Origin of the sequence: Nostoc sp. DedQUE09 (assembly GCF_034530915.1) — a bacterium.
Lineage (GTDB): Bacteria > Cyanobacteriota > Cyanobacteriia > Cyanobacteriales > Nostocaceae > Nostoc.
Window position 1 is genome coordinate 172,333 of record NZ_JAVRCE010000003.1, and the last position, 20,315, is coordinate 192,647.

Genomic DNA, 20,315 nt, shown 5'->3' on the forward strand with positions numbered 1-20,315 from the left:
TGCTGTTTCTAATTATTGTTTAACTGCTTTCATCGATAAACTAATTCGCTTGAGTTTCTCGTTGATTTCTAGCACCTGTACTTTGACTACTTGTCCAACTTTGACAACTTTGTTGGGATCGTCTACAAATCTATCAGCAAGTTGGGATATATGCACCAAGCCATCTTGATGTACGCCGATATCAACAAAAGCACCGAAGTTAGCGACGTTCGTTACAATTCCCTCTAGTTCCATTCCCACATTTAAATCCCTAATTTCCTTAATTCCTTCTCTGAAGGTGGCATACTTAAACTCAGCACGGGGATCTCTACCAGGTTTTTCTAGTTCGCTGAGGATGTCGCGCAGTGTGGGTTCGCCAACGCTATCAGTAACATATTTCTTCAGGTTGGTCTTTTTAAGTTTTTCGGCAATTTGTGTCACCTGATTTAATGGCACATTTAGATCGGATGCGATCGCTTCTACTACAGAATAACTTTCTGGATGCACTGCTGTATTATCCAATGGGTTATCACCGCCGCGAATCCGCAGAAAACCCGCCGCTTGTTCAAAGGCTTTTGGCCCTAACTTCGGAACTTTCAAAAGTTGTCGGCGATTTTTAAAGGCTCCATTCTGGTTACGATAGGCGACAATGTTATTGGCAACTGTTGCCGTAATCCCAGAGACAGAAGTCAAAAGTTCTTTGGAGGCCATGTTCAAGTCTACGCCGACGTAGTTAACGCAGCTTTCTACAGTCTCATCCAATTTCTTTTTCAACAACTTCTGATCGACATCGTGCTGATATTGTCCCACACCAATGGATTTGGGATCGATTTTCACAAGTTCCGCCAGAGGATCTTGCAAACGGCGGCCGATGCTAATGGCACCGCGCACGGTAATATCTAAATCGGGAAACTCTTCCAACGCCACTTTACTCGCAGAATATATAGATGCGCCAGATTCATTTACCATCACCTTAACTGGTTTGCGTTCTATGGTTTGCAATACTTGCGTGACAAATTCCTCTGTCTCACGGGACGCTGTACCGTTACCAATGGCGATTAACTCAATTTTGTACTTTTCAATCAGATTTTTGACAGTTTGTGCCGCTTTAGCGCGTTGTTCAGCCGCTTGGTGAGGAAAAACCGCTTGGTATTCCATAAATTTCCCCGTTTGGTCGAGGACAGCAACTTTACACCCAGTTCTAAATCCAGGGTCTATCGCCAAAGTTGGTTTCATCCCTGCTGGTGCAGACAGCAGCAACTCCCGCAGATTAGTTTCAAATGTCTTGATTGATTCTATGTCTGCGTAAACTTTTTTCTCGGAAATTACCTCTCCCATTAGAGAGACTTTCATTAAACGATTGAATGCGTCCTTCAACATCGTCTGATAAAAATCCCGAATTGTCCGAACTTTGGTTTTAATTTCTTTCGACTCCAGATAGTAAAGTACCGTATCCTCATCAAAAGCAATTTCAAAGCTTAATATTTTTTCAGTTTCACCCCGACACAACGCCAGCATATTGTGGGGTGCAATATTTTTTACCCTAATTTGATAGTTACGGTACATCTCAAATTTGGTTGTACCTTCAGGATAATCATCTTTGATACGGGAGACAAATACCCCTTCTTCTAAAAGATAGTCGCGGATATACGCACGTAACTCAGCTTTTTCAGCTACTTCTTCGGCTAAAATATCAGCAGCACCTTTGAGCGCTTCTTCTGCTGTTTTTACTCCCTGCGTTTCCGAAATATACTTAGCTGCTTCTTCTTCCAGAGAAGCCGTTGCAGCATTTTTGACATTTAGCGACTTGATAAATTTCGCTAATGGTTCGAGTCCTTTTTCTCTGGCGATAGTGGCGCGGGTGCGTCGTTTTGGGCGATAGGGTAGATATAAATCCTCAAGTTCGGTTTTTTGTAAGCAGGATGAGATTTTGGCTTTGAGTTCATCTGTGAGTTTACCAAGTTCTGCGATCGCACTTAAAATTACCGATTTTCGTTCTTCCAGTTCTGTTAAATAAGTATATCGATCGGCCAGTTCGCGTAGTTGCACTTCATTCATTTCATCGGTGCGCTCTTTGCGGTAACGTGCAATAAAGGGAATTGTTGCACCCTCAGCCAAAAGTTCCAGCGCGTTTTGCACCTGATGGGATTTGAGGTTTATTTCAGTTGCCAGTATTTGAGGAATGTTCAGCATTAGGTGTCTAAAATGAAAATGCTACTTCTAAAGGTAATATGCTAGATCCTTATCCTGACGCAAGTCCAAAGTTTTAAGCTAATTTACCAGATGATTGTTCACAAGAGTGCAATTGGCGAAATAGACAAAACCCACCTACGCAACTTTTATAACCCTTTCAATCTGCGTAGATGAATGAGAATTTGTCTAGCACAGGGCAGTTTGACTGATTGGGGAGAACGGCAAAAGTAGCATCACCCGCAGGAATTGTCTGTTCCTAAACACTAGGCAATTATTTTGCGTAGCGTCTCGTACCCACTTTTAAAGCTTGCTATGCACTACAGAACAAAGAGTTGTCAAGCTTTTTAGCGCTTCATCTATTGCAATAATTATTCCAATTGGCGTAAAATACAACCTTGCGTAATCTTGATTTTCTATAATATTTATTTCGCTAGACTGTTGTAGCCAAAACCTTATTGGATGTAAGATTAACCACACTTCCAAAAAATTTGTTCTAAAAACACTACAACCTTTAGTTCAGAGGTTAGTAAAATGCTTTTGTTTTTCTTGATACCACTATGTACTGCTTTAGCTACAGGTTACTTGTTCAAAAAGAGTAGTGATGAAATTGCATATCTTGCAGGTGTATTTGCAGCGATTAGCTTTATCTTAAGTTTAGTATTAGCACCTTGGCAGATTCAGTTTGGATTATTAATCATCGTCTTCGTCATTACCAATAAACTTTTGCAGGATAATGAGTCCAAGCAATAGGAAAACAACCTAGAGAAACCTCTATCCAGCCAAGGAAACTCAGCGTTGTTTTTCTTTATACCACTACGTACTGTTTTAGCTACTGCCTACTGGTTCAAAAAGAGTACTAATAAAATTGCATATTTTACAGCGATTAGCAGCGGTTAGCCGGATTTTAAGTCTAGTATTAGCACCTTGACAGATTCAGTTTGGATTATTAATGATTATTTTCATCATTACTAACAAATTTTTGTGAGGAAAATGAGTCTAAACATAGAGAAGCTTTTACCCAGCCAGGGAAAATTTGCAGACGACCATCTGTGTCTGACATATATGAATTTAGATAAAGATTTCTGTGGATAGATAGAATAACAAAATTTAAGCTTGCGATTATCATCTAAAATTCTGTCTGTAATTTGTGTAGCCTTGTATTATATTCTTATTACAAGTAGTGTTATTCAAGTTTTAATTTTCCTTTAATCAACTCTTAGCTTTGCATTTATCAAGTCTGATCCTAATTCTTTACTTCTACAAGTTTAACAGGGTAGTTTCATACAACCACAGAAAAACTAAAACTGGATTTTAAAGCCTCTCCCTGAAGCGGAGAGAGGTTTGGATAATGGTAAATAATTCTGCCACAAAACGAGAAATCAAAACTTATATATTTTTCTTTTTTCGTATGAAATTACTCTACTTATTTTTACAAGTTTAATACCCAGAAATTGCTTCATCAATGTACGTATAAATTTTTAAAACAAAAATTCATAATCGAAGAGGATTTTTGTTTTATGAAGTTTTTGTTTAAGTATATTTGTCAGTAGATAAATTTTTGATAAAGTACGACGATAAATTTGCAACATGTCTTTCTCATGGTATTCTAGTAAGTAATTACATGTAGCAATAAGTTTGGAGAAAACAGCCTATTTAAAATTATGATGAAAAACCAAGCAAACTAATACTAAGCAGTGTAGTGTAGAAATATCTCAAATTCAATGCAAGCAATATCAACTTTAAGTTGGTTAGCCAACGATAGTTTGCATTACTTGTTTTGTACAATAGGCTCTATTTGGACATTCAGCAAAATTCCCCATAAACCTGTAAAGCGTATTCTTTTAGATTGATTTATCTCTCTATGATTTACGCAACCAGTCAGACTTGTATTACTTCTTGTGTTCCCATGCCCAAAAAGAGCACGTATACATTACTCAATTTGAGTAAAAACCTTTACTTTTATAAATCGGCTTAATTGCCAGCCAAGATTGCAGATATGTCTGTGAGCCGGGAGAAATTTTATGATATGTCAGTACATTAATCAACTTTCCTGGAGCAAATAGAGAATATTTCTCAATGCAGCTAGGTTTTATATTAAGAAGATCAATAGTATCTTCAAAAGATTTTTACAGCAGTATACAACTGATGAAAGTTAATTAATGGATTAATCAAAAATTCTAGCAATCCATTTTGATTTAGGTGCATCTGTTGAATATGTGAGTGTAATCAGGGTTCAGCATCAGCGATGTCTACGACAGACTACAACTACACACACTGCAAACTTTGTATATGTAGAGAGAATTTGTGACAAAGTTCTCAAATTTTCCTATGTCTGCATCCACTATTAGATTATCGCGATCGCGCTAAAAATAGCGTTAGAGCAAAGCTGGGTAGTACAGAAAATATCTGTAATTCACAGTTGGGCAAACTCTAAATTGATTGTGCGAATTGCCAAGCAATAAACTGGTTTGCTTAAGAGTATAACCCAGTAAAAAATTAACCGTGCTTTACTCCGAATCATATCGGATGCTGCCATGATAGAGCAGCCTGGAATATTACATAGTATTTAGTTTTAAACTCTAGGGCATGAGCTTCGAGAATCGTTTTGATATTCACTTACTTCAGCATAGCCTTCCAAATTGTGTTGTCTATTTACTGAACTGGAGTTCGAATTTTAGAGAAGGTGTTACCGAGATATAAAACGTTCAAAACAACTGATTTTTTGCTGTTCGGTTCATACCGGCTATCTTGATTAAGGCAAAGTATTATGAAATCTATGTCGCAAAGTCCAAACTTTAAAATAATCCCTTATATTATTTTGTTTGTAAGTATTTTACTTAGTATCTGTGGACAATTGCTTATGAAAAATGCCATGCTTTATACAGGTGAGGGAGTATTTACTTGGGATTTTATTCAAAAGTTATCATTAGCTATTACTGTCTATTGTTTAGGAATAGTAAATTGGATATTGGCTCTGCGATCTGTAAAATTGAGTATCGCTTATCCACTGACAAGTTTAAATTATGTTGGGATACTTTTCGGTTCATACTACTTTTTTAATGAGGTGATTACACTAACTAGAGTAGTAGGAGTCGTAACTATCTTCTTGGGTGTTCTTTTAGTAGTTATCCCTATAAAAAATCTCAAATTTAGATAAATAATTACTATTACTTGAAAATTTCAAAATGAGCATTTTTACTTGGCTAAATTTAATACTTGTTGTTTTGTTTGGAACAACAGCTCAACTCTCACTCAAGTATGGAATTTACATCTCTAACTCTAATAAAGGAGAAAGCGGCTCTCTCAAAAACCTCTTATTATCTCGTTATTTTTTGATTTGGTTTATCTGCTATACATTTATGACTATATTGTGGCTTTATGTATTGCGGACAATTCCTTTAAGTCAAGCGTTCCCAGTTTTAGGATTAATGTATGCATTTGTACCAATTGCTTCTCACTATCTTTTAAAAGAAGAAGTTGTTCTTAGTCAGTGGTTAGGAATCTCCGTTATTATAACTGGCGTAATTCTAGTTGGACATTAACAGCTTAATAGGCAAATTATTAATTTTTTAATTTAATATTATACAGTTTCTGAAATAATCCTCGAAAAAATTTTCACCAAATCTAAATCTAATTTATGAACATAGGCATTGTTGGCGGAGGTATAACTGGGCTAGTATTAGCTCAACGTCTTTCACATCAAGGACATGAAGTCACTGTCTTTGATAGTAATAAGCAGCTTGGTGGACTTACTACCTATCATGATTACGGACTATTTACCTGGGATCGCTTTTATCATGTTATCCTACCTTCTGATACTCACTTAATAAATTTTCTCAGAGATATTGGTCTTGGAGATAAACTGCGTTGGCATCGAAGTTTAACAGGCTTTTATGACAATAAAAAGTTTTATTCTATTAGTAACAGTATAGAATTTCTACGTTTTCCTCTATTTGGACTTATAGGTAAAATCAGATTAGCTTTTACTCTTCTATATGGTTCACGCCTTAATAACTGGCGGCGCTTAGAGAAGATTTTAGTTGAAGATTGGCTATTGAAACTTGGTGGTAAAAACACATACGAAAAGCTGTGGAAACCTTTGCTTTTATCCAAATTAGGAGAAAACTATAAGCGAATATCGGCAGTTTTTATTTGGGCTTATATAAAACGACTATTTTCAGCGCGCGATTCTTCATTAAATAAAGAACAACTTGGTTATGTTTCAGGCGGTTACAAAACTGTTTTTGACCATATAGAAAAATTAGTTTACGCGGCTGGAGGTCATATCCACAAAGGTGTTTCAGTTGAATATATTGCACCTCATCCAGGTGGTGGAATGTGGGTAGAATCTCAGGGTAAAAAAGAGCATTTTGATAAAGTCATCTTTACTGGCCCAGTTAATATTTTGCAACAGGTTGCTGCGAAGGATCTGGTAAAAGTTTCAGACACTGGTAAAACAGTAGAATACCTGGGTGTAATCTGCATGGTATTGATTACTCGTAAGCCTCTGGTTCCTTATTACGTAGTAAATATTGCCGATAAGAATATTCCTTTTACCGGAGTTATCGGTATGAGTAACTTAGTTTCTTTACAAGAAACAGCAGGGTATCACATTACATTTCTACCAAAATATATACTTTCCACTGACCCGTTGTTAAAACAACCAGATGACGAATTACGCCCAATATTTTTCCAAGGTATACGTTTAATGTTTCCCGAACTTAAAGCAGATGACATTGTAGCAGCACATATTAATCGAGCGATTAAAGTGCAGCCACTACAAGTTTTAAATTATTCCAGCCTTGTTCCAAAAGTGAGTACTGAAAACGATGATTTTTTCGTCGTCAATACCTCACAGTTGGTCAACGATAGCGTCAACAACAACGCAGTAGTTCGACAAGTCGATGAATTTCTCAAAAAATCAGCATTACTGAATTCTTGAAATTTGAGTAATCCCACTTTATTTTAAAAAATCACACGAGGTCTTTATGAGTCTTTTTGTTCTTCTACCCGCATATAACGAGCAAGAATCAATTCGACCCTTGTTCAAAAAGTTTCAAACATTGCAGCAAATCTTTAACATAGAGATAGAATTGATTCTTGTCGATGATGGCAGTAGCGATAAAACTGCTCAGACTGCAATAGATGAATCTCAATCACTAGGTATATTACTGAAATTAGTCCAACATCCCAAAAATGCTGGTTTAGGTCAAGCAATTAAAACAGGTTTCACGACTTTCTTAGAAATTTCCAAAGAAGGTGATTTTTTAGCGGCGATGGATTGTGATAATACTCAACCACCAGAACTGCTAATAAAAATGTATGACACTATGATAGCTGGTAGCTATGATATTGCGATCGCATCTAGATATCGAAAAGGTTCTAAAGTCATAGGCTTATCAAAATTTAGAGAGCTGATGAGTTACGGAGCCAGCTGGCTTTTCAGAATTGCAGCCCGTGTACCAGGCGTAAAAGACTACACTTGTGGTTACAGACTGTATAACCGCACTTTCCTCAGTAAACTAGATATGTATTATGGAGACAATCTATTCACTGAAAGTGGATTTGCTTGCATGATAGATTTACTGCTGAAAGCCAAAGCCCTCAAACCAAAAATCGTAGAAATTCCAATGGTTTTGAGATACGATCAAAAGCCGAGTGCTAGCAAAATGAAAATTGTGAAAACTATTACTCGAACGCTAAAGCTCTTGTTTAAGAATCTACTATCAACAGAGCCAACTTCTAATTTAGGTCAGACTTTCAAACAGCAAGAAACAGTCAGAATTCCAATAAAAATGGCAAACCGTAAATAAATCTGAGAAGAAAAGTCTGGATTTTTTGGTTGAGAAGAGTGCCAGTAAATACATATAGACAGGTGTATTTTTCTACATTTATACAAAAGCGGAGCAAGGAAAGCTCCGCTTTTGTATTCTGACTTCTGAATTCTTTGTCAAATAGCTCCAAATTTATAGTCTGTGGGCGGATTTGCCAAGGTGTTGTTAAACGGGAGGGAAATCCACACGTTTTTCTAGCAACTGTGGCTTTTGCTCATTTGTTAGACTGAACAAACCAGGATTTTTCAGTCAAATCTCTGAACTACGCCAGCAGACGAGGCTACCCCATGCTTACAAGTACGCTACTTCTCTCGAATCAACTTCTCACTCTCCAATATTCCTCCACACCAGAGCGTTTCGATGAAACCTGGGAAGCCCCACTGGCTACCCTTCTGGGACTAGGACGCGCCGCTGGTGCTGACTTCATCGAATTATTTTTAGAGCGTCGCAACTACATTAGTTCTCTTGCAGAAGATGACGCTATCACGAGTATTTCACCCAGTCTGTCTACAGGCGCGGGAGTCAGAGTATTTCGTGGTAAAGCTGACTGTTACGTTAGCACCAATGACCTTTCGTTTTCCGGTTTGAAAGCAGCCTTAGAAAAAGGTCTTTCTATCTTGGGATTGCAACTACCCACTGCTAAGGCTTTTATCCCAGAAATCAACCTAGAATTACTCAGAGATTACGCCAGCAAAAGAGGTAAAGATGCATGGCTACCAGTGTGTAGCTCCATCCGAGAAATGGGAGAAATCCTTCTTGATGGTACTGCCCACCTGAAGCAAAAAGCTAGCCACGTCCAATCGCGCCGTGCTACCTATTTTCGGGATTGGCAAGAAGTTTTAATCGCTGCCAGTGACGGGACTTTTGCCCGTGATATTCGCCTCACACAATCAGTCGGATTTAACCTGTTGTGTGCTGATGGTGCTAATCGTACCTCAATTGGCGATCGCGCGGGTAATACTAGCGATGCCAACTTTTTGCGAACTTGGGATTCTCAACAAGCCGCTGAAAAAATAGCAGAATCGGCTGGAAAAATGCTCTACGCAGATTATGTGGATTCAGGTACTTATCCCATTATTATGGCCAATCACTTTGGCGGCGTAATCTTCCACGAAGCTTGCGGACACCTATTAGAAACCACTCAAATAGAACGCAATACCTCTCCCTTTGCTGATAAAAAAGGCGAAAAAATTGCCCACGAAAGTTTGACAGCCTGGGATGAAGGGCGCTCTGAAAATGCCTTCGGGACAATTGACATGGATGACGAAGGTATGCCGGCTCAAAGAACCCTCTTAATTGAAAAAGGCGTTCTGAAAAACTTCTTAGCAGATAGAACAGGTTCCTCACGCACCGGACACCCCAGAACTGGAAGTGGACGCCGCCAAAATTATACCTATGCCGCTGCTAGCCGGATGCGTAATACTTATATTGATTCTGGCGAATATAGTATTGATGAATTATTTGCCTCTGTTGATAAAGGTATTTACTGTAAAAAGATGGGTGGTGGTAGCGTTGGTGCTACAGGTCAATTTAACTTTAGTGTTGATGAAGCTTATTTGATTGAAAATGGCAAAATCACCAAACCGCTAAAGGGAGCAATTCTCATCGGTGAAGCTAAGGAAATTATGAATAAAATTTCCATGTGTTCTCAAGATTTGGAAATTGCACCAGGTTTTTGTGGCTCCGTTAGTGGCAGTATTTACACCACTGTAGGACAACCCCATATCAAGGTTGATTCTATTACTGTAGGTGGAAGATAACTTTATCAACTTCCAGGTTCTACCTGGAAATGCTTTCTTCGTGGCTCTGCCACTTATTTTATCCAAAAAAAGGCAGAAGCCTTCTATTATTACACTCCCAGACTGAAGTAGGGAGCGAGAAAATCCCAAATCCAAAATTGACTATGCCGAATATCAATGAAATTGCAAATTCTGCCAAGGATAATGCTGATAAGCTTGGTATTAAGAAATTCGACATTTATGGCTCAACAGTAGATGATACTAGTGTGCAAGTAGACCAAGGTGAGCCAAAACAAGTTAAAGCTTCAAATCGCTCTGGTGTTACTGTTCGTGTCTGGAATGAAGATAATACAATGGGTGTCACCAGCACCACAGATGTAGACCCTAAGGGACTAGAATTAGCTTTGAAAACTGCCTACGAAGCCAGTTTCTTTGGTGTTAAAGAAAATGTTCCTGATTTTAGTCCAGAGGCTACTGTTCCTATTCCAAGTAAACCTCTGCATAAGGCACCTCAAGCACCTGTTGCTGAACTCATAGAAAAATTGTTGGTAGCTGAAAAAGAATTACTGGCAGCTCACCCAGCAATTAAAGGTGTACCTTATAATGGTTTGTCTCAAAGAGATATTGACAGATTTTATCTCAATAGCGATGGTGCAGTAAGAACTGAATCTCACTCTTTGTCATCAGTTTATCTTTACAGTAAAACTGAGGAAGAAGGGAAAAAACCGCGCAGTGCAGGCGCTTATAGAATCAACCAAAGTTTAGATAATCTAGATATTCATGGTTGCATCAAAGAAACCGCCGATAAAACTATCAGTCACTTGAATTATGAAAAAATCAAAACTGGTAAATATCGAGTTGTTTTCTCACCGGAAGCTTTCTTAAGTCTGTTGGGTGCTTTTTCTAACTTATTCAATGCCCAAAGTATTTTAGACAATCAAAGTCTATCTACTCCTAATGATTTAGGTAAGGAAATTGCTTCTCCTCTACTTTCAGTCTACGATGATGCATTGCACCCAGCTAACGTAGGTGCAGAAACTTTTGATGGTGAAGGAACTCCCACTCGTCAAATTTCGCTGATTGAAAATGGCGTTTTAACAGGATTTCTCCATAGTGCTGGCACTGCTAAAAGGTTAAATGCCCAGCCAACTGGTAATGCTAGTATTGGTGCAAAAGTCAGCGTCAGCCCCAATTTTTATCACGTATTTTCAACAGCAACTCCTGAGCAAGAGTTGAGCTTAGAAACTGCTGAAAATGTGATTTTTATCGATGATTTACAGGCGCTCCATGCTGGAGTTAAATCTTTGCAAGGTTCCTTTTCTTTGCCGTTTGATGGTTGGCTAGTTAATAAGGGTGTAAAGACGAGTATTGAGTCAGCAACTGTTGCTGGCGATTTCTTGGAACTTTTAAAGTCGATTATTTATGTAGAAAAAGAGCCAGAGTTAACGCCAGGGGGAGTTTGCCCGAAAATCTGGGTTAATGAACTGTCCATTACTGGTGAGTAAAAGTTAAAAAGTAGAGAGTTAGGAGTTAAGTTAAACTCTTAACTCATTACTTTTGTATAATGAGCGATCATTAATATTCACCACCTACGCTAATGTCAGTGTTAAAGACATCAGCACCAGTTAAATCAATATTAGCCAAAACGGCGCCATTTACGTCAGTATTATATAAATGAGCATTACTCAAATCAACGTTGGTAAGATTAGCATTATTTAGGCTAGTACCATTGACAAAGGCATCTGTAAGATTAGCAGACTTCAAATTGGCACCAGTTAAATCTGCACCTTCTAAGTTAGCACCTTCGAGGTTGGCTCCTTTTAAATTTGCATTTCTCAAGTCAACACCGATTAGATGAGCGCCTTTGAGGTTAGCTCCTACTAGATTGCATCCGGAACATTCTCTAGTTTCCAACAAGCGGCGGACAGGGGCGGAATTTTCTGCTTTGACGGGAATGGGAGCAGCTAAAGATAGCGTGCTGAGTAAGGCTGCTGCCGTCAAAAAAATTCGTTTCATATTTTACCTCCGACACTTCTAGAAGTCATGAAATTCTGATCTTCTACGATACCAGTGTGTCAAGATTATAGGATTCTGTCCTCATGCGATCGGAGGAATATATAAGTTCGATGAGACTAGGTATTCTTCCGTTAGATAGTCCGATGGGAGTAAATTTCAAACTGAGATTATATTAAGCCTTGCCGCTACCTAATAGGTACAAAAGCGCCATCCGAACCGCGACACCGCTGGTAACTTGTGATTGAATGAGACTAAATTCTGGGTCATCCATCAATTCAGAACTAATTTCAACACCACGATTAACTGGGCCTGGATGCAAAACTTTGACGTTAGGTTTACAAAGTTGCAGTTTTGTGCGTGTAATACCAAATAGTTGATGATATTCTCGCAAACTTGGTAATAAATGAGCCGTCATCCGTTCCTTTTGCAGACGTAAAGTCATGACAAAATCTGCATTTTGCAAAGCTGGTTCTAGCTGCCAATGTAGAAAAAGTTGGGGATTGGGGGAATTACTTCTGACTTCTGACTCACTTCGACTCCTTTCGACTTCGCTCAAGGCAAGTCGCTCAGTGACTTCCTGACTCCTGCCTTCTACTTCCTCCGAGATAAACTCGGCAAATAATTTAGGTAAGAGGGTTGGTGGTGCTGCCAAATGTACTTCGGCACCACTGGCAATTAAACTCCAAATATTCGATCGCGCCACACGAGAATGGAGAATATCCCCAACAATGGCAATTTTTTTCCCCTTTAAAAGTTCTAGTCGGGGATGATCTGGGTCAATTAGAGTAGTTATGGTGAATAAATCTAGCAGTGCTTGGGAAGGATGCTCATGTTGACCATCACCAGCATTGAGGACGCTAACTCGTACACCTAGACGATCCATTTCAGCCGCGATCGCATTCGGTACTCCAGCCTCTCGATGGCGAACTACCATAATATCAGTTCCCATCGCCAAATAGGTTTTCGCCGTGTCGAGAATTGTTTCTCCCTTGGTCATAGAAGATGTGGCGGCGGCGAAGTTCAGTGTATCTGCACTTAAGCGTTTGGCAGCAAGTTCAAAACTGCTGCGGGTGCGGGTAGACGATTCAAAGAATAAATTCGCCACCACCTGTCCCTGCAAGGTTGGTACTTTCTTTGTCCGCCGTGATAGCACCTCTTGAAAACTGGCAGCAGTTTGCAAAACTGTATCGTATTCAGTAGTAGTGAAGTCAGCTAGAGAAAGAATGTGATGACGATTCCAGGTAGTAGTAGGCATAGAATTTGGAAAGTTGGGACAAGGGGAGCGGGGGAGCGGGGGAGCAGGGGAGCGGGGGAGCAGGGGAGAAGTAGCAGTAAGTCTTTCCCCTCTGCCTTTTTGCCCCTCTGCCCCTCTGCCTCTTGTACTCAATTCCCAATACCCAATCCCTTCATGTTGGTAAATGGAAAACGTTTAAAGCTAGAGAAATTAGGCTGAGGAACGTTAAAAACCCGATTGTATCTAGCATTGTAGTCACTAACGGGCCACTAACCAAGGCAGGGTCAAGCTTGAGTCGTTTCAAAGCCATTGGTAGTAAAGTGCCGAGCGTAACAGCCACAATTGTATTAGTTGCCATGACCATTCCGGCAATTAAAGCCACCCATCGCTCTTGAGGTCGCGCCCAAATTAAGGAAAGCAGGATCATCGTTGTGGCTAAAGCCAGAGCTGTACCTAAACCAGCTAGAAGTTCCTTGCGAAGAATTTTTAAGGTATCTTTGGGTGTTACCTCTCCCACTCCCAAGCCGCGAATTGTTACTGTTAATGATTGAATACCAACAGTACCACCAGTGTTAGAAAAAATTGGCATGATTACTGCTAGAACTGGCACTGCGGCAATTACAGATTGAAAAGGCGCGATCGCACTGGCTGCACCAATATACATGGCCATGATCCCTAATAGCCAAGGTAAGCGATTGCGAATGGTGAGTAAGGGAGAGGATAAAGCTGCTTCATCACCACTGACACCCCCCAGTTTTTGGATATCTTCTGTGGCTTCCTCTTCCAAAATATCCATGACATCATCAATGGTGACAATGCCCACCAATCGGTCTTCTCGGTCAACTACAGGAATAGCGATTAAGTCGTAGCGCTGCATGATTCGCGCCACTTCTTCTTGGGGAGTTTCAGTTTTCACTTTGATGACACGATCGCTAGCAATATCCTTGATGAAAACATCGGGAAAGGTAAACAGCAATTGACGTAGTGAAACTACTCTTACCAGCGTCCGATTATCATCTGTGACGTAAGCATAGTAAATCGACTCCTTGTCTTCGTCCTGACGGCGGATTTTGCTCAAGGCTTCGCCTACGGTCAATCCCTGCCGTAATCGGACATATTCAGTTGTCATCACTCGCCCAGCAGTACCTTCTGGATAGCCGAGAATTGTTGCTGTTGCTTGTCTTTGTTCTGGACTCAGTTCTTGCAATAGCCGTTTGATTACCCCAGCAGGTAGTTCATCAAATAATTCTGCCCGTTCGTCGGGACTCATGGCTTCTACAAGTTGCACTACCTGGACATCATGCAGAGAATTAATTAGTTCTTCTTGCACTTCTGTCGGCAGATATTCAAATACATCAATTGCCTGAGCTTTATTAAGTAAACGAAATGCGATCGCCCGTTGTTGTTCGGGCAATTGTGTAATGTATTCTCCCACATCCACAGGTTGCAAGCGATTTAAATCCCATTTCAACTGGTTTAAATCGGTAGTATCAGCCAAAAAATCACGAATATCTTGTGTGAGCATCATATATATCTCCAAAGTCTCCCCCGCGCTGGGAGACTTCCTCACCACAGCTCAGAGGAGGTTGATACTGCCATCTTGTGGACTATTGCCCATAAAATTTCAACAATTCAATATCGATAGCTAAATCAAAGCATTGCTAGTCATCATCCTAACCTGGAACAGCGCTGTCCGGTAGATGCTGAGAAAATTTTATATCTTTAGTAGCTTTATATAAATTTTTAGCTTGCTACCTTGATTTTTTTTGGCGGAATTATTCTGCGATCGTAGTCAATAATAATCTGTGAGAACTAGCGATCGCGAATAAATAACTATATGGATGGCTAAAAAAAGGAGAGTGGTCTCCAAACAAGGGATTAGAAAACTTCTGCGTATTTACAAATGCTTCAGGTTCAGTAATCTAAATTAAGATACTCTTACTTGAGTGTCGTTAACTGACTACTAAATCATAAATAGCTTCTAGCTTGGCAGTTTGCTTGTGAATATCAAAATTTTCGCAAATAAACTCTCGTCCTTTTTTACCCATACTTTTAGCTAAAGCCCGGTCAGACAAAAGAATATCTAATTTTTCCGCGAGAGCTTGATCGTCTTTTTCATCAACTAAAAAGCCAGTTTCTCCATCTAAAATAGCATCAGGGATAGCGCTATGCCAGGTAGAAGCTATTGGTAAACCAGAAGCGGCGGCTTCCAATATTGAAAGCGGTAAACCTTCACTATCACCGTTTTTTGCTGTTTGACTGGGTAGAGAAAATATTTCTGCATTTCTCATAGTTTTTTGAATCACTTCATAAGGTTTTGCCCCCATAAAATTGACTCTATTACTAATACCAAGCTCATCTGCTAGAGTTTTGAATTTTTCAGTCATTGTGCCATTTCCAATTTGGATAATTGACACATCTGGATGCTTACTGGCAATCCGGGCAAAGGCTTTTAATAGGGTATCAATTCCTTTTTTTTCAGTATGTCTGCCTACACATAAAATATATCTTTCACCTTTTGATTCACTGGCTGGAGCAAATTTTTTTAAATCTATACCACTATTTAGTTTAACAATTTTATCTTCAGGATAACCATATTCAATCATCTTTTTATACAAGAAACTAGAAAAAGCAATAAATTTAGACGCTTTTTGTTTTAATTCTTCTTCATGCAAAAGAAATTGATAGAATGCTGGATTACCTGACAGCCACATAGAGCGACGTGAAACTGTAATATCAAACCCGTAAAATGTAACGATGAAAGGAATATTTAGTTTTTCTGCCAATCGCATTGCGTAAATACCATCTGGCCCAAAATGCCCGTGAATTAATTTTAGATTTTTTAGTTCAGCCTCGTTGCCAAACATATTTGGTGAAGCAGAAATTATATGAAATAGTTGCTTAATTTTCCATTGATCATTATTACTAATAGCAATATTGTCAAAAGGAATTTCTTCTAATAGCTTACAAGTAAGAAATAACGGTTTGTATGTTTGTAAGTTATGGGCTTGTTCTCCGATAAAAGTTTCTGATACTCTCGGATAAGCTCGACGATACATCCCAACTGTTTTCATTGTGTTACTCCTATTTAAGATTAATATTTCTCTTTCCAGAAACTGAACAAGATATTGGGTAAAAAACTTTTAATTTCTTTATATATTCATGCCCTTGGTTCTATCTGCTGCCATTTTGGATAAAATCGTAATTACCTGATTCATTCAGAACAGCAACAACAATTTAGTTTTTTCAAGCTAATACTAGTTTAAATCAGTGCTGCAATTATTTATGTTAGTAAGTGAAATAACAATTTTTCCTGAAACTATTATTTAGTAAATACCTTAGGGTGTAATAAAGCAAACTAGGATATTTATTATGTAAATAAATCGATTAATTTTTTATGACTTAAGCATTGACAGATAAGCCAAAATAGCAACTATGCTTTTCAAGGCTTCTAGGTAGATTTTTGCGATGCCTGCGGTAAATGCTCGCCTACGCAACTAACAAAATATGCTTTGTAAAAGGCTGAACCGAGGTCTTGATGTGAATGCACAAGATGATTTATTTGTAAAGTGCATAAACCCTAGTTTTTAGCAAACTTGATTGGGTTGAGGATAGCCTCCCTTTCTTAAGTGCAATTAGCTGCTGAATGAATGTTTAACACAAGCACATCAATTTTAAAACATATCTACATTAAAATTATATTTATTAAATAAATATTTTTTTAAAAAAAATGATTTAGTTTATACCAGCATAAGCATAACCTCGGAGTAGTGATTTAGTTTAGACTAGCATAAGCTCATCCTTCGGAGTTAGACACTCTTGATTTTTTGACATCATCCCACCACTGAGATTATGTCCGGCTAATTAGTTATAATTCCCGAATCTATGCACAAAGCCCAAAAAGCCCTCACCTCTGCGGTCTTAATGATAAGTCTTTAACCGGACACGATATTATTCCACTCACGCAGAGATCGTATTTCTAGAGAAGATTAACGTTTCTGTATGCCCTACGGTACGGAATCCCATCTCCATGTCCCATTCCCCAAATGCAAGAAATCCACTCCTTTAAGGGGTGAAATTCTGCAAGTAGTTCTAAACCAAACCATGAAAACATCTACCAAATTGCTAACTCGCCTGGACTATTACTACCAGCAAATCAAAACAATCATCCTGACTCGTCAAAATCCAATTACGGGTTTACTACCTGCAAGCACGGCGATTACAGCCCACGGCGATTATACAGATGCCTGGGTGCGAGACAACGTTTATAGCATTTTAGCAGTTTGGGGTTTAGGACTTGCATACCGCAAGATTGACGACGACAAAGGACGTACCTATGAACTAGAACACAGTGTGATCAAACTGATGCGCGGGTTGCTCTTTGCAATGATGCGACAGGCTCATAAAGTAGAGACATTTAAACATACTCAGTCGCTACTGGATGGACTACACGCCAAATATAATACCGCAACCGGTGACATTGTTGTTGGTGATGATGAATGGGGACATTTGCAACTTGATGCCACATCTATATTTTTGCTGATGTTGGCGCAAATGACGGCAGCCGGATTGCCAATAATTTATAGCATTGATGAAGTGAATTTCGTCCAAAATTTAGTTTACTACATTGGACGAGCTTACCGCACACCAGATTACGGCATTTGGGAACGTGGGAATAAAATTAACCGTGGTAGTGCTGAATTAAATGCCAGTTCTGTAGGCATGGCAAAAGCTGCTTTAGAAGCTATCAACGGACTGGATTTGTTTGGTGTGCATGGTAGTCAAGCATCGGTAATTCATGTGCTACCAGATGAAATCGCCCGCGCCCGGATTACTTTAGAATCCTTATTACCGAGGGAATCTGGTTCTAAAGAAATTGATGCGGCGCTGTTAAGTATTATTAGTTATCCTGCCTTTGCAGTGGAAGATTTGGAGTTACGCGATCGCACTCTAAACGATGTTATCAATAAACTCGCAGGTAAATATGGCTGCAAACGCTTTCTGCGTGATGGACACCAAACCGTTTTAGAAGATAATCAGCGCTTGCACTACGAACCGTGGGAACTCAAACAATTTGAGCATATTGAATGCGAATGGCCGCTATTTTTCACTTATTTAGTTCTAGATGGATTATTTCGCGGTGAACAAGAACAAGTTATAAAATACCAAAAACTTTTAGAATCATTACTCATAGAACAAGATGATTTGCGTTTATTGCCAGAACTTTATTATGTTCCCGCAGAAAATATAGAAGCAGAAAAGTTAGCACCTCAAACGCAAGCACGTTTGCCCAATGAAAATATTCCTTTGGTGTGGGCGCAGAGTTTATATTTTCTCGGTGAAATGTTGAGTGAAGGTTTACTGGCGGTTGGTGATATCGACCCTTTGGGAAGACATTTATGTGTGGGCAAACAGCGCGAATCTTTGGTACAAATTGCTTTATTGGCAGAAGATGAAGATTTACAGACGAAACTAGAAGTTCACGGAATTGAAGCACAAACGCCTACTCAAGTAGAACCGATTCAAGTGAGAAAAGCTGGAGAATTTTCAGCTATTTATACTCAAATCGGACGTAACGATAAACTTGGTTTAACTGGACGGCCAGTGCGGCGGCTGCGAAGTTTAACAACGTCTAGAATCTTTCGGATTAGCGGTGAAACAATTGTATTTTTGCCTTCATTCTCAGACTCTCAACAGTTTTACTTAACCCTTGATTACCATTTTCTGCTGGATCAAATTAGAAGCGAACTAGCTTACATCCAAAAATATTGGAGCGACTTAGGGCGTCCTACCTTGACTTTAATGTTGACGCACACCATGTTAGAAGCCGGTTCGGAAGCATTACTAGAACTAATGCAAGAACTGAAAGATGGTGTTTGTAACGGTGTGCGAGTGAAATTAGGGCGACTAAATCAGTTAATGCTGACAGCCGGAATCCAAAGAATTGATTTTCTACCCAATGCAGAATTTTCGCGATCGCCAGTGAAAAATGCTAGCCCACGTTGCTATTATTTAGCTTATCATCCTGAGAAAAACTGGCGCTTAGGGCATACCCAAGAATTTCAAATGGAGTGTGAAACCAACTTTGGGCTATTACTTTCTCATTTGCGCTCATCTGAGAATATCTATGAGCAAATTGAGTTACTGCAAACTTTAACTCGCTTGCAGGGAATGAAATTTGATACAGGATATGGCGGCCCAGGATATCCTGTCACAGTAGGCGATTTGCTCGATGAAGTTTATACAAAAGCTGGAGATTTAGGTATTTGGGCAGTAGTGCGTCGGGCTGCGGGGTTACGCCAAATGGTTGATATCAGCCTATCAGATGCAGTAACGAGTATTTTGGTACGGGGCAAGCAAATTGCTGTGGGTAAAGCTTACAGCGAAGCGTCTTTAATTAGCGTACCCATGTCCCACGATGAAATTGCCGATAAAATTAACCATTTTTGTCGTGAAGATATCCGCGATCGCGTCCTTACTCAAGAGATTTTAATCTATGTTGGCATCTTAATTCGCTCAGAACCCGAACTATTTCAGGGACTTTTAACGCTGAGAGTCGGCTATCTCATCCTGTTGATAACCAGCGAACTAGCGCGGGAATTGCATGTCACTCAAGATGAAGCTTACGATCACTTAATGCAACTTTCACCCTTTGAAGTCAAAGTGCGGTTGCGTCAGGTATTAACTGGATATACTGGCATGAGTAACCTGTTGCGCCAGCAAGAATCACTGCATGTCAAACAAAAAGAAAGTGATATTGCTTGGGTAGTATTACCAGGAATCGCCGAAGGGATAGAAGTTCCGCCGGGCGGTTGGCGACGGTTTCGCCAAGCCGAGGGTGCGACGGGACGCGTACCAAAAGAATTTTTTAAGCAAGTTTGGCTATTAATGCAACATTGCAAGGGTCTAGTAATTGGCGATAAACTAGAGCGCCGCAATCGTTTAGATAGCGAGATAATGCTGTCGGAAATGACAGCGGGGGAAAGGAATTTTGCTCTGTTAGTTGAGCATTTGCTGAATAAAATTGAAGCTCCAGAATATCGTCAAGTAAATATTGAAGCATTAATCGAATTAGCTGCGATCGCTGCCAATAATCCTAAGCTGCAAATTGAAGAATATATAGTGTTGGATGTGTTAATCGGCCATGCAGTGCGATTGGCGTGGCTGGAAAATCATGCTCATCGCAGCGATCGCTATGATGAGGATAAAGCGAGTGCTTGGCGATCGTTTTACAATACTTCACCTAGAGATTGCGCTAGTTACATTTTGAAGGCATTCAGGTTCTTGACGGAATTTGTGAAGGATTTTTAAACGCAGAGG

Annotated in this window: 13 protein-coding genes; 8 read left to right on the forward strand and 5 right to left on the reverse strand. The window is 39.5% G+C overall.

The annotated features are described in order from the left end of the window. Nucleotides 1–12 precede the first annotated feature (12 nt). The gene (locus RMY27_RS03205; RefSeq protein ID WP_322660354.1) at nt 13–2,172 is read right to left on the reverse strand and encodes a Tex family protein; all 2,160 of its coding nucleotides are present in this window, start codon (nt 2,170–2,172) and stop codon (nt 13–15) included. A 531-nt stretch (nt 2,173–2,703) separates the two neighbouring features. On the opposite strand from RMY27_RS03205, the gene RMY27_RS03210 reads away from it, so the two are divergent. The 7 genes from RMY27_RS03210 to RMY27_RS03240 all read left to right on the forward strand — a co-directional run bounded on the left by RMY27_RS03210 (nt 2,704) and on the right by RMY27_RS03240 (nt 11,250). Then, nucleotides 2,704–2,922, forward strand: a complete 219-nt coding sequence (locus RMY27_RS03210) for a hypothetical protein (RefSeq protein ID WP_322660356.1) — start codon at nt 2,704–2,706, stop codon at nt 2,920–2,922. A gap of 2,017 nt (nt 2,923–4,939) precedes the next feature. Further along, the gene (locus RMY27_RS03215) at nt 4,940–5,329 is read left to right on the forward strand and encodes an EamA family transporter (protein ID WP_322660358.1); all 390 of its coding nucleotides are present in this window, start codon (nt 4,940–4,942) and stop codon (nt 5,327–5,329) included. 28 nt (nt 5,330–5,357) lie between these two features. After that, complete coding sequence (locus RMY27_RS03220; protein WP_322660360.1) at nt 5,358–5,714, forward strand: EamA family transporter; 357 nt, start codon at nt 5,358–5,360, stop codon at nt 5,712–5,714. A gap of 95 nt (nt 5,715–5,809) precedes the next feature. Further along, on the forward strand, nt 5,810–7,114 hold the full coding sequence (locus RMY27_RS03225; RefSeq protein ID WP_322660362.1) for an NAD(P)/FAD-dependent oxidoreductase: 1,305 nt from the start codon (nt 5,810–5,812) through the stop codon (nt 7,112–7,114). A 46-nt stretch (nt 7,115–7,160) separates the two neighbouring features. Continuing rightward, nucleotides 7,161–7,985, forward strand: coding sequence for a glycosyltransferase family 2 protein (locus RMY27_RS03230; RefSeq protein WP_322660364.1), 825 nt, complete (start codon nt 7,161–7,163; stop codon nt 7,983–7,985). A 308-nt stretch (nt 7,986–8,293) separates the two neighbouring features. After that, complete coding sequence (locus RMY27_RS03235) at nt 8,294–9,766, forward strand: TldD/PmbA family protein (protein ID WP_322660366.1); 1,473 nt, start codon at nt 8,294–8,296, stop codon at nt 9,764–9,766. Nucleotides 9,767–9,909: 143 nt separating this feature from the next. After that, on the forward strand, nt 9,910–11,250 hold the full coding sequence (locus RMY27_RS03240) for a TldD/PmbA family protein (RefSeq protein ID WP_322660368.1): 1,341 nt from the start codon (nt 9,910–9,912) through the stop codon (nt 11,248–11,250). 70 nt (nt 11,251–11,320) lie between these two features. On the opposite strand, the gene RMY27_RS03245 is transcribed toward RMY27_RS03240, so the two are convergent. The 4 genes from RMY27_RS03245 to RMY27_RS03260 all read right to left on the reverse strand — a co-directional run bounded on the left by RMY27_RS03245 (nt 11,321) and on the right by RMY27_RS03260 (nt 16,069). Further along, nucleotides 11,321–11,761, reverse strand: coding sequence for a pentapeptide repeat-containing protein (locus tag RMY27_RS03245; RefSeq protein ID WP_322660370.1), 441 nt, complete (start codon nt 11,759–11,761; stop codon nt 11,321–11,323). Between the two features lie 172 nt (nt 11,762–11,933). Beyond that, entirely contained in the window at nt 11,934–13,016 is a 1,083-nt protein-coding gene (locus RMY27_RS03250; protein ID WP_322660372.1) for an aspartate carbamoyltransferase catalytic subunit, read from the reverse strand. A 151-nt stretch (nt 13,017–13,167) separates the two neighbouring features. After that, nucleotides 13,168–14,520: a magnesium transporter gene (mgtE, locus tag RMY27_RS03255; RefSeq protein ID WP_322660451.1), complete on the reverse strand. Its 1,353-nt coding sequence runs from the start codon at nt 14,518–14,520 to the stop codon at nt 13,168–13,170. A gap of 427 nt (nt 14,521–14,947) precedes the next feature. Continuing rightward, the gene (locus RMY27_RS03260; protein ID WP_322660374.1) at nt 14,948–16,069 is read right to left on the reverse strand and encodes a glycosyltransferase; all 1,122 of its coding nucleotides are present in this window, start codon (nt 16,067–16,069) and stop codon (nt 14,948–14,950) included. 1,030 nt (nt 16,070–17,099) lie between these two features. Here RMY27_RS03260 and RMY27_RS03265 point away from each other — a divergent pair. Then, on the forward strand, nt 17,100–20,306 hold the full coding sequence (locus tag RMY27_RS03265; RefSeq protein WP_322660376.1) for a glycoside hydrolase family 15 protein: 3,207 nt from the start codon (nt 17,100–17,102) through the stop codon (nt 20,304–20,306). The last annotated feature ends 9 nt before the right edge of the window (nt 20,307–20,315 follow it).